General features: G+C 64.3%; 3 protein-coding genes and 1 pseudogene. All 4 read left to right on the forward strand.

All coding sequences use genetic code 11. The features are described from left to right. The first annotated feature begins 316 nt into the window (after positions 1 to 316). The 4 genes and pseudogenes from rpoB (at position 317) to gltX (ending at position 12,858) form a co-directional block, all read left to right on the forward strand. Positions 317 to 4,522, forward strand: a complete 4,206-nt coding sequence (rpoB, locus tag SJY12_RS11500) for a DNA-directed RNA polymerase subunit beta (RefSeq protein ID WP_397505418.1) — start codon at positions 317 to 319, stop codon at positions 4,520 to 4,522. 60 nt (positions 4,523 to 4,582) lie between these two features. Further along, a complete protein-coding gene (gene rpoC, locus SJY12_RS11505; protein WP_397505419.1) occupies positions 4,583 to 8,911 on the forward strand; it encodes a DNA-directed RNA polymerase subunit beta' in 4,329 nt (1,442 codons plus the stop codon). Positions 8,912 to 9,103: 192 nt separating this feature from the next. Further along, the gene (locus tag SJY12_RS11510; protein ID WP_397505420.1) at positions 9,104 to 11,467 is read left to right on the forward strand and encodes a putative bifunctional diguanylate cyclase/phosphodiesterase; all 2,364 of its coding nucleotides are present in this window, start codon (positions 9,104 to 9,106) and stop codon (positions 11,465 to 11,467) included. A 40-nt stretch (positions 11,468 to 11,507) separates the two neighbouring features. Beyond that, positions 11,508 to 12,858 (forward strand): annotated as a pseudogene (gltX, locus tag SJY12_RS11515) (glutamate--tRNA ligase). Positions 12,859 to 12,869: the final 11 nt, after the last annotated feature.

Consider the following 12,869-nt stretch of genomic DNA (forward strand, 5'->3'; position numbering starts at 1 on the left):
GTGGCCGATCCCGCGCCGCAGCGGTATCGCTATGCGGATGCCGATCTACCGGTTTGACACGGCGCGGCGCAAATCCTACATGATGCGGCAACCGCACGCTTCGAGCGAATCCGATTCATGCGCGGGAATCGGGTACAGGATGGAAGCGGCGTTTCCATAATCGCGACGCTAGAGAAGCTGCAGCAGGCCGCCGGACGGGTGCGCTCACGCTGCGGCCTTTTCGCGTCCCGGCGATGGATCTCACGCGCATGAGACACGAAATTCCGGCTCTGTCCGCGCAGCGGCCGATGCACACGAGAAGAGGTATCTACCCCTTATGGCTACCAAGGCGAAGGCTCCCAAGAAGACCCGCGGCGCAAATGCGCAGGGTACGGCGAAGCGGCGCATCCGCAAGATCTTCGGCGACATTCACGAAGTCGTGGACATGCCGAACCTGATCGAGGTGCAGCGCGAGAGCTACGAGCACTTCCTGCGTTCGAACAAGGAGATCAACTACGTCTCCGGCCTCGAAAAGACGCTGCGTTCGGTTTTCCCGATTCGCGACTTCGCCGGCACTGCCGAACTCGATTTCGTCCATTACGAACTCGAAGCACCCAAGTACGACATCGTCGAATGCCGCCAGCGCGGGATCACCTATGCCGCGCCGATGAAGGTGACGCTGCGGCTGATCGTGTTCGAGGTCGACCAGGAAACCGAAACCCGTTCGGTGCTCGATATCAAGGAGCAGGACGTCTACATGGGCGACATGCCCCTGATGACGGGCAACGGCACCTTCGTGATCAATGGCACCGAGCGTGTGATCGTGTCGCAGATGCACCGTTCGCCGGGCGTCCTGTTCGACCATGACCGCGGCAAGACGCATTCCTCGGGCAAGCTCCTCTTCGCGGCGCGGATCATTCCCTATCGTGGCAGCTGGCTCGATTTCGAATTCGACGCCAAGGACGTCGTCAACGTGCGGATCGACCGCAAGCGCAAGCTGCCGGTCACCGCGCTGCTCTATGCGCTCGGCCTCGACAGCGAAGACATCCTCTCGCACTTCTACGACACCGTCACCTGGAAGCGGGCGACCGGCAAGAAGGGCGAAGGCTGGAACATTCCCTTCGTCGCCGAAAACTGGCGCGGCCAGAAGCCTGCCTTCCCGCTGATCGATGCCAAGACGGGCGAAGAAGTCTTCGCCGCCGGCCAGAAGATCAGCCCGCGCGCGGCCAACAAGGCGGCCAAGGACGGGCTCGAAACGCTGCTGCTGCCGACCGAGGAAATCTTCGGCCGCTACGCCAGCCGCGATCTGATCGACGAGAAGACGGGCCGCATCTACATCGAAGCGGGTGACGAGGTCTCGGCCGAGAATCTCGAAGTCCTCGACGCTGCCGGCGTCGACGTGATGGAACTGCTCGACATCGATCACGTGACCACCGGTCCGTGGATCCGCAACACGCTCAAGGTCGACAAGGCCGAGAACCGCGACGAGGGTCTCGAGGCGATCTACAAGGTCATGCGCCCGGGCGAACCGCCGACCAAGGAAACCGCCGAAGCGCTGTTCGAAGGCCTGTTCTTCGACAGCGAACGCTACGACCTTTCGGCAGTCGGCCGCGTCAAGCTCAACATGCGTCTCGAGCTCGATGCCGAAGACACCGTCACCACGCTGCGCAAGGAAGACATTCTCGCCGTGGTCAAGGAACTGGTCGACCTCAAGGACGGCAAGGGCGACGTCGACGACATCGACAACCTCGGCAACCGCCGCGTGCGTTCGGTCGGCGAACTGCTCGAAAACCAGTACCGCGTTGGCCTGCTGCGCATGGAGCGTGCAGTCAAGGAGCGCATGAGCTCGGTCGATGTCTCGACCGTCATGCCCAACGACCTGATCAACGCGAAGCCCGCGGTCGCCGCAGTGCGCGAATTCTTCGGCTCCTCGCAGCTGTCGCAGTTCATGGACCAGACCAACCCGCTGTCGGAAGTCACCCACAAGCGCCGCGTCTCGGCGCTTGGCCCGGGCGGCCTGACGCGTGAGCGGGCTGGCTTCGAAGTGCGCGACGTTCACCCGACGCACTATGGCCGTATCTGCCCGATTGAAACGCCCGAAGGCCCGAACATCGGCCTGATCAACTCGCTGTCGACCTTCGCCCGCGTCAACAAGTACGGCTTCATCGAGACCCCGTATCGCAAGGTCGTCGACGGCAAGGTCACCGACGAAGTGGTCTATCTCTCCGCCATGGAAGAGCAGAAGCACACGGTGGCGCAGGCATCGGCCGAGCTGACCGAGGACGGTTCGTTCTTCGAAGACCTCGTGTCGGCCCGCCACGACGGCGACAACCTGATGGCGCCGCGCGAATCGATCACGCTGATGGACGTCAGCCCCAAGCAGCTCGTCTCGGTTGCCGCATCGCTCATTCCGTTCCTGGAAAACGATGACGCCAACCGCGCGCTGATGGGCTCGAACATGCAGCGCCAGGCCGTGCCGCTGGTCAAGGCGGAAGCGCCCTGGGTCGGTACCGGCATGGAAGAAACCGTCGCCCGCGACAGCGGCGCGGCCATTGCGGCGACCCGCGGCGGTATCGTCGACCAGGTCGACGCGACGCGTATCGTCATCCGTGCGATCGGCGATGTCGAACCCGGCCAGTCGGGCGTCGACATCTACACGCTGCAGAAGTTCCAGCGTTCGAACCAGGATACCTGCATCAACCAGCGCCCGCTGGTGAAGGTGGGCGAAACGGTTTCGCCGGGCGACATCATCGCCGACGGTCCCTCGACCGATCTCGGCGAGCTGGCGCTGGGCCGCAACAGCCTCGTCGCCTTCATGCCCTGGAACGGCTACAACTACGAGGATAGTATCCTCATCTCCGAGCGCATCGTGAAGGATGACGTCTTCACCTCGATCCATATCGAGGAATTCGAAGTCATGGCGCGCGACACCAAGCTCGGGCCCGAAGACATCACCCGCGACATTCCCAATGTCGGCGAGGAAGCGCTGCGCAACCTCGACGAAGCGGGCATCGTCTACATCGGCGCCGAAGTGCATCCGGGCGACATCCTGGCGGGCAAGATCACGCCCAAGGGCGAAAGCCCGATGACGCCGGAAGAAAAGCTGCTGCGCGCGATCTTCGGCGAAAAGGCCAGCGACGTGCGCGACACCTCGCTTCGCCTGCCGCCGGGTGTGGCCGGCACGGTCGTAGAAGTGCGCGTGTTCAACCGCCACGGTATCGAGATCGACGACCGTACCCGTGCGATCCAGAACGAGGAAATCGAACGGCTCCGCAAGGATTCGAACGACGAACGCGCCATTCTCAACCGGGCGACCTACAACCGCCTGCGCGACATGCTGATCGGCCAGACCGCATCGGCGGCGCCCAAGGGCGTCAAGAAGGGCACCGAGATCAGCGAAGAACTGCTCGAGGACATCGATCGCCACGACTGGTTCAAGTTCGCCGTGGCCGACGACGGCCGCCAGGCGCAGCTCGAAGCGGTCAAGTCGCAGTATGACGAAGCGGTCAAATTCATCGAAGAGAAGTTCGAAGACCGTAAGGAAAAGCTCGAACGCGGCGACGAACTCGCTCCGGGCGTGCTCAAGATGGTCAAGGTGTTCGTCGCGGTGAAGCGCAAGCTGCAGCCGGGCGACAAGATGGCCGGCCGTCACGGCAACAAGGGTGTGATTTCGCGCATCCTGCCGGTCGAGGACATGCCGTTCCTCGAAGACGGTACGCCGGTCGATATCGTGCTCAACCCGCTGGGCGTGCCTTCGCGCATGAACGTCGGGCAGATCTTCGAAACGCATCTCGGCATGGCGGCCCGCAACCTGGGCCACCAGATCGGCGAGCAGCTCGCCGAGTGGAAGCGCGCCAACCCCGATGCGGCGAAGGACTATGCCAAGGCCAAGCCGCCCGAAGCGGTCGTCGACCGCCTCAAGGAGGTTTACGGCGAAGAGTATCACGATGCGATCGACGAACGTTCGACCGCCGAGATCGTCGAACTGGCGGGCAACCTGACCGCCGGCGTCCCGATGGGTACGCCGGTGTTCGACGGGGCGCGCGAAGGCGATGTCACCATCGAACTCGAGAAGGCCGGTCTGCATTCGTCGGGCCAGTCGGTCCTGTTCGACGGTCGTACGGGCGAGGCATTCGACCGCAAGGTTACCGTGGGCATCATCTACATGCTCAAGCTGCACCACCTGGTCGACGACAAGATCCACGCCCGTTCGATCGGTCCCTACAGCCTCGTCACCCAGCAGCCGCTGGGCGGTAAGGCGCAGTTCGGCGGCCAGCGCTTCGGGGAAATGGAAGTCTGGGCGCTGCAGGCCTACGGGGCTGCCTACACGTTGCAGGAAATCCTCACCGTGAAGTCGGACGACGTGATCGGACGGACCAAGGTCTACGAAGCGATCGTCAAGGGCGACGATACTTTCGAGGCCGGCATTCCCGAGAGCTTCAACGTGCTAGTCAAGGAAATGCGCAGCCTGGGCCTCAACGTCGAACTCAAGTCGCTGGCCGACGACGAGGACGACGACGGTCTCGCGATCGCGGCGGAATAGGGGGAGCGGCAACGCCCCCCACCACCGCCCCAAGGAATTCACCCGCCAAGGGAATAAGTCATGAACGAACTGACCAAATTCACCAACCAGCTCGCGAAGCCCGAAACTTTCGACGAGATCCAGATCGGCATCGCCAGCCCCGAGCGCATTCGCTCGTGGTCCTTCGGCGAAATCAAGAAGCCGGAAACGATCAACTACCGGACGTTCAAGCCCGAACGTGACGGCCTGTTCTGTGCCCGCATCTTCGGTCCCGTGAAGGATTACGAATGCCTGTGCGGCAAGTACAAGCGCATGAAGTACAAGGGCGTCGTCTGCGAGAAGTGCGGCGTCGAAGTGACCGTGACCAAGGTCCGCCGCGAACGCATGGGCCATATCGAACTGGCCGCACCGGTAGCGCACATCTGGTTCCTCAAGTCGCTGCCTTCGCGCATCGGCCTGCTGCTCGACATGCAGCTCAAGCAGCTCGAGCGCGTGCTGTATTTCGAAAGCTACATCGTCACCGAGCCCGGCCTGACCCCGCTCGAGAAGTTCCAGCTCCTCACCGAAGATGAACTGCTCGAGGCGCAGGACGAGTATGGCGAAGACGCCTTCACCGCCAACATCGGCGCCGAAGCGGTCAAGACCATGCTGATGGATCTCGATCTCGAACAGGAAAAGGAAGACCTGCTCGAAGACCTCGCGACCACCAAGTCGAAGCTCAAGCCGGCCAAGATCATCAAGCGTCTGAAGGTCGTCGAAAGCTTCATCGAATCGGGCAACCGCCCCGAATGGATGATCCTCGAAGTCGTGCCGGTCATCCCGCCCGAACTGCGCCCGCTGGTGCCGCTCGACGGCGGCCGCTTCGCGACGTCGGATCTCAACGACCTCTATCGCCGCGTCATCAACCGCAACAACCGCCTCAAGCGCCTGATGGAACTGCGCGCGCCCGACATCATCGTGCGCAACGAAAAGCGCATGCTGCAGGAATTGGTCGATGCGCTGTTCGACAACGGCCGCCGCGGCCGGGTGATCACCGGCGCGAACAAGCGTCCGCTCAAATCGCTGTCCGACATGCTCAAGGGCAAGCAGGGCCGCTTCCGCCAGAACCTGCTCGGCAAGCGCGTCGACTATTCGGGCCGTTCGGTCATCGTGACCGGCCCCGAACTCAAGCTGCACCAGTGCGGCCTGCCCAAGAAGATGGCGCTCGAACTGTTCAAGCCGTTCATCTACGCCCGGCTAGACGCCAAGGGTCTCTCGATGACCCTGAAGCAGGCGAAGAAGTGGGTCGAGAAGGAACGCAAGGAAGTCTGGGACATCCTGGATGAAGTCATCCGCGAACACCCGGTCCTGCTGAACCGCGCGCCGACGCTTCACCGTCTCGGCATCCAGGCATTCGAACCCGTGCTGATCGAAGGCAAGGCGATCCAGCTGCACCCGCTGGTCTGCGCGGCCTTCAATGCCGACTTCGACGGCGACCAGATGGCCGTTCACGTGCCGCTGAGCCTCGAGGCGCAGCTCGAAGCACGCGTGCTGATGATGTCGACCAACAACATCCTCTCGCCCGCCAACGGCAAGCCGATCATCGTGCCCTCGCAGGATATGGTCCTGGGTCTCTACTACCTCTCGATGGAGCGGCAGGAAAAGACGCCCGAATTCGTCGAGGACAGCGATGGCAACAAGGTCGAGAAGCTGCCGATGTTCTCGGACATGGCCGAGGTTCACCAGGCGCTCGAAACCAAGCAGGTTTCGCTGCACACCAAGATCCTCGCCCGCGTTCCGCAGGCCGACGAAGATGGCAAGATCGCGATGAAGCGGTTCGAGACCACTGCCGGCCGGATGCTGATCGGCGAATGTCTGCCCAAGAACCACAAGGTTCCGTTCGACATCGTCAACCGCCTGCTGACCAAGAAGGACATCGCCGACGTTATCGACGAGGTCTATCGCCACACTGGCCAGAAGGACACGGTGCTGTTCGCCGACGCGATCATGTCGCTCGGCTTCCGCCACGCGTTCAAGGCCGGCATCTCCTTCGGTAAGGATGACATGATCATCCCCGAGGAGAAGGTCGAGATGGTCGAGAAGACCAAGGCGCTGGTTGCCGATTACGAGCAGCAGTACCAGGACGGCCTGATCACCCAGCAGGAAAAGTACAACAAGGTGATCGACGCGTGGAGCCAGTGCGGCGACCGCGTGGCCGATGCCATGATGGAAAAGATCAAGGCCCGCCCGATCGGCAAGGACGGGGTCCAGGCCGAGATCAACTCGATCTACATGATGGCCCACTCGGGCGCTCGTGGTAGCCCGGCGCAGATGAAGCAGCTCGCCGGGATGCGCGGCCTGATGGCCAAGCCGTCGGGCGAGATCATCGAGAACCCGATCATCTCGAACTTCAAGGAAGGCCTCAACGTCCTTGAATACTTCAACTCGACCCACGGCGCCCGTAAGGGCCTGGCCGACACCGCGCTCAAGACGGCGAACTCGGGTTACCTGACCCGCCGTCTGGTCGACGTGTCGCAGGATTGCACCATCGTGGTGCAGGACTGCAAGACCGAGAACTCGCTCGACATGCGGGCGATCGTGCAGGGCGGCAGCGTGATCGCCTCGCTCGGCGAACGTATCCTCGGCCGCACCGTGGCCGAAGACATCGTCAATGCCGCGACCGGCGAAGTGATCGCCAAGGCCGGCACGCTGCTCGACGAACCGATGATCAAGGTCATCGAGGAAGCCGAAGTGCAGGTCGCCAAGATCCGCTCGCCGCTGGTCTGCGATGCGCAGCAGGGCGTGTGTGCGACCTGTTACGGACGCGACCTTGCCCGCGGTACGCCGGTCAACATCGGTGAAGCTGTCGGCGTCATCGCCGCGCAGTCGATCGGTGAACCCGGCACGCAGCTGACCATGCGTACCTTCCACATCGGCGGTGCCGCACAGCTCAACGAGACTTCGCATCTCGAAGCCGTGTCGGACGGCAAGGTCGTCTATCGCGACATGCCCACCATCACCGACAAGAAGGGCCGGATCCTGTCGCTCGCCCGCAATGGCGAACTGGCCGTGATCGACGCCGAGGGCCGCGAACGCGAAATCCACAAGGTGCCCTATGGTACCGTGCTGATGCACAAGGATGGCGGCAAGGTGAAGGAAGGCGATCGCCTGGCGGAATGGGATCCGTTCTCGCTGCCGATCATCACCGAACAGTCGGGTGTGGTGAAGTTCCAGGACCTCATCGACGGCACGACCATGGAAGAGCGCGTCGACGATGCCACGGGCATCGCGCAGCGTGTGGTCACCGACACCAAGACCACCGGCCGCAAGAAGAACGAGGACCTGCGTCCGCGCCTGACCCTGTTCAACGATGCGGGCGACGAAACCGAAGCCGCGCGCTACATGCTGGCGCCGGGTACGGCCGTGTCGGTCGAGGATGGCCAGCAGGTCGAAGCGGGCGACATTCTCGCCCGTGCCAGCCGCGAAGCCGCCAAGACCCGCGACATCACCGGCGGTCTGCCGCGCGTTGCCGAACTGTTCGAGGCGCGTCTGCCGAAGGACAATTCGGTCATCGCCAAGATTTCGGGCAAGATCGAATTCGTTCGCGAATACAAGGCCAAGCGCAAGATCGCGATTGTGCCGGAAGAAGGTGATGCAGTCGAATACCTGATCCCCAAGACCAAGGTGATCGACGTGCAGGAAGGCGACTTCGTGAAGAAGGGGGATACCCTGATTTCCGGTTCGCCGAACCCGCACGACATCCTCGAGGTGCTGGGCGTCGAGGCGCTGGCCGAATATCTCGTCAACGAGATCCAGGAAGTCTACCGACTGCAGGGCGTGAAGATCAACGACAAGCACATCGAGGTGATCGTTCGCCAGATGCTGCAGAAGGTCGAGATCACCAATGGCGGCGACACCGTGCTGCTGCCCGGCGAACAGGTCGACCTGGAAGAGCTGAAGGAAACCAACGCCAAGCTCGGCAAGAACAAGGAGCATGCCACCGGCACGCCGATCCTGCTGGGCATTACCAAGGCTTCGCTGCAGACGCGTTCGTTCATCTCGGCCGCTTCGTTCCAGGAAACCACGCGCGTGCTTACGCAGGCTGCGGTCGAAGGGAAGAAGGACACGCTGGTCGGTCTCAAGGAGAACGTGATCGTGGGCCGTCTCATCCCCGCCGGTACCGGCGCGGGCATGAACCGGATGCGGATCACCGCCTCGAGCCGCGACGCGGCGCTGCGGGCGCAGTGGAAGAAGGCGCAGGATGCGATCATCGCGGCCAACACCGCCGAGGAAGAGCACAAGGCGGAACTGGCCCAGGGCGCGGAAGCGGCCATCGGCGACGATCCGCTGGCAGCCGTCGAAGGCGAAACCCACGGCACCGATGCAGATGCCGGCGAATACCTCAACGAGGAAGCCAAGGACGGCGAATAAGCCGCACCAGCTTTAGCGCACAACATTGGCCCCGTCGGAGCAATCCGGCGGGGCCTTTTCTTTGCCGGAACGGATTATACTTGGCCGGCTTCTGCAAGTAGTTGGCGCTTGACGCAAACTTGTTGTAAATGCACGGTGAACCATCGTGTTGCCGCCCCGCGCGGCCACCACAGGCGCGGGGGGAGCGCGAACATGGCGGAGTTCGCAAGCGAACTGCCGGAAGCTGACGGGAAGGAAGGCACGAGCGAAGCCGTCGCGCGCCTGCTGCTGACCCGCCGGATGGAAGATTTCCGCGCCGGCGCCCGGCTGGCGCTGCTCCCGTCGCTCGGCTCGATGATCGCGCTGATCTACATGTTCAGCGACCGCGTTCCGCTGGCCGTCCTGCTCGGCTGGGCGGGCGCATTGGTGAGCGCGATCGTGGTCCAGATCATCGCCGACTACCGGTTCACCTGCGCAGACGCGACGCTGGCCGACCTGCGCGACCACTGGCGCCGGCTGATGGCGCTGGAATGGCTCAGTTCCGCGATCTGGGCGGCGATGATCCCCTATCTGGCAACCGCCGCCGAGGGGCTGACGGCCGCCGTGCTCGCGGTCATCGCCATCACCCTGCTCAGCGGGGTCCTGCTGGTTTACCGCACCGCCCCGTCTGCCGCCCGCGTCCACATCGCGCTGCTAACCGCTTCGATCGCGGTCGCCACCATGATCCAGGCGGGCAGCGGCGGTTGGCCGGCGTTGCTGCTGCTTGCGGTGTTCGTGCTCGCGCTGGTCTGTTCGGTCCAGGCGCAGAACGGCCAGATCATCGCGGCGGCCCGCGCAGAAATCAGCCGGCGCGAGGCGGCGGGCACGGTGCGCATGCTGCTCTACGATTACGAGGAGCATTCGTCCGACTGGCTGTGGACCGTCGATCCCGCGGGCAAGCTGCGCGACGTGTCGCGGCGCTTTGCCGAGGCGGCGGGCAAGGCGGTCCACGAGCTCGAAGGCATGGCGCTGCTCGACATGTTCGCCCCGGGCGAGGACCGCGACCGGCTTGAGCGGCATCTGCTCGAACACAGCCGGTTCCGCGATTTCGTGATCAAAGTCAGGGTCGACGACGGCGTGCGCTACTGGAAGCTTTCCGCGCGGCCGCGCAGCGACGGGCGGATGAGCGGGGTCGCGCGCGATGTCACCGGTGACCGGCTGTCCGAAGACCGCGTCGCCTTCATGGCGCATTACGACAATCTCACCGGCCTCGCCAATCGCTACCTGTTCAACGAACGGCTGCGGTCGGCCCTGTCGCAGGACGACCAGCCGCAGAACGTCGTGCTGTTCTACCTCGACCTCGACAATTTCAAGGCGGTCAACGACACGCGGGGGCACCTGGTCGGCGATCGCCTGCTGCGCGAGGTCGGCACCCGGCTCGAAAAGGAAGTGCGCGGGCAGGACCTCGTCGCGCGGCTGGGCGGGGACGAGTTCGCCGTCCTGCTCGAAACGCGTGCCGGGGCAGGGATGCTGATCGAACGCGCGCACCGGTTCCTCGCCGTGATCCGCGAACCGTTCGAAATCGACGGGCACAGTTACCGGATCTCGGGCAGCATCGGCATTGCCAAGCGCTCCGATGGCTGCGGCGAGGCGGAAGAGCTGATGCGCCGCGCGGACCTGGCGCTTTTCGCCGCCAAGGCGAAGGGGCGCGACACCATCGCCCTTTACGACCATGCGATGGACCATGCCGCGCGCGAACGACGCGAGATCGAGACCGATCTGCGCGAAGCGGTCGCGCGTGACCAGCTGAACATCCACTACCAGCCGGTGATCGATCTCGATTCGGGCCAGGTGTCGGGATACGAAGCGTTGCTGCGCTGGTACCATCCGCAGCGCGGCGTGGTCCGGCCCGACGATTTCCTGGGCGTGGCCGAGGAAACCGGGATGATCGTGCCGATCGGCGAATGGGTGATCCGCAAGGCGCTGGAAGAAACCTCGCGCTGGAGCGGCGATTTCCGCATCGCGATCAACCTTTCGCCGACGCAGGTGCGCAGCCCGCATCTGGTCGATGTCGTCGCGCGGGCGATCCACGCCTACGGCATCCGGCCCGCGCGCGTTGAATTCGAAATTACCGAACACGTGCTGATGCAGAAGAGCAATGTCTGTGTCGGCAATCTGGAAAAGCTGCGCGAGCTCGGCGCCAAGATCGCGCTCGATGATTTCGGCGTGGGCTATTCCTCGCTCAGCTACCTGCGCCGCTTTCCCTTCGACCGGATCAAGATCGACAAGGATTTCGTCGAGGGAATCGAAACCTGTTCGGACAATAAGGCGATCGTTTCCAGCATCACCCGGCTGGCCGAAGCGCTGGGGATGGCGGCGACTGCCGAAGGCGTCGAAACGCGCGGCCAGCTCGATTTGCTGCGCGAACTGGGGTGCCAGGAAGCGCAGGGCTATCTGATCTGCGAACCTGTGCCGGGAGAGAACTTCGCCACCGCCGATGCGGTCGAGGCCGCGATGAAGGCCGATGCCAGCGGCATCCTCGATTACCGCAAGGCGCGCGAGGCCGCGCTCAAGCGGCGCAGCGCGGGGACCGGCTGAACGCTCGCCAAGTGCGCCGGCCTCGGCTATCGGCGCGCGCATGACCATCGTCACACGCTTCGCCCCTTCGCCCACCGGGCGCCTCCATGTCGGCAACATTCGCACCGCGCTCCACAACTGGATGCTCGCCAAGCAGGCGGGCGGCCGCTTCCTGCTGCGGATCGATGATACCGACGCCGACCGCAGCCGCGAGGAATTCGTCGACGCGATCCGCAGCGATCTCGGCTGGCTGGGGCTCGCGAGCGATGGCGAGGAGCGGCAGTCGGACCGGCTCGCCGGCTACCAGGCGGCGTTCGACACGCTGCGCGAGGCTGGGCGGGTCTATCCCTGTTACGAGACGCAGCAGGAACTCGAGCTGAAGCGCAAGATCCGCCTCGGGCGGGGTCTGCCGCCGATCTACGATCGCGGCGCGCTGGAACTGGGCGACGCGGAGCGCGCGGCCAAGGAGGCCGAGGGCATCACCCCGCACTGGCGGTTCAAGCTCGACCACGGCGAAGCCATCAGCTGGCACGACGGCATCCGCGGGCCGCAGAAGTTCGATCCCGCCCAGCTGTCCGATCCGGTCATCCGCCGCGCCGACGGCAGCTGGCTCTACATGCTTCCCAGCGCGGTCGACGATCTCGCGATGGGGGTGACCAACGTGCTGCGCGGCGAAGACCATGTCAGCAACACCGCGGTGCAGATCCAGAATGTTCGGCGCGCTTATCGCCGCGGGCGATGGTGCGGCGCAAATGCCCCGGTTCGCGCATGAGGCGCTGCTGGTCGGCAAGGAAGGCAAATTGTCGAAACGGCTCGGTTCGCTGGGCTGCGATGCCTTCCGCGAGCGCGGGTTCGAGCCGCAGGCGATCGTCGCGCTGCTCGCGCGGCTGGGCACGTCGCTTCCGGTCGAGCCGATCGCCGACCGGGGCGCGCTGCTCGAAACCTTCGACCTGGCGACCTTCGGCCGTGCCCCGGCGAAGTTCGACGAAACCGAACTGGAGCGGATCAACGCCGCGCTGGTCCACCAGATGGACCACGCCGCGGTCGCCGACCGCCTGCCCGCGGGGATGGACGCCGCCGGCTGGCACGCGATCCGGCCCAATCTCGCGCTGGTCGGCGAGGCTGCCGAATGGTGGCGGCTGGTGACCGGTCCGATCGAGCGGCGCGAGTTCGCGGATGAAGACCGCGCCTATCTGGCCGAGGCGGTGCGGCTGTTCGCCTGGGGCGATGATCCCTGGCGCGCGCTGACCGCGGCGCTCAAGGAAGCGACCGGACGCAAGGGCAAGCAATTGTTCCTGCCGCTGCGCCAGGCCTTGACGGGAATGGACCATGGGCCCGACATGGGCGAATTGCTGCCGCTGATCGGAGAGACGCGGGCACGCGAGCGGCTGGAGCAAGCCGCGCAAGGGTAGGGGAAACGCGA

Source organism: Qipengyuania sp. R86523 (assembly GCF_044596365.1).
Taxonomy (GTDB): domain Bacteria; phylum Pseudomonadota; class Alphaproteobacteria; order Sphingomonadales; family Sphingomonadaceae; genus Qipengyuania; species Qipengyuania citrea.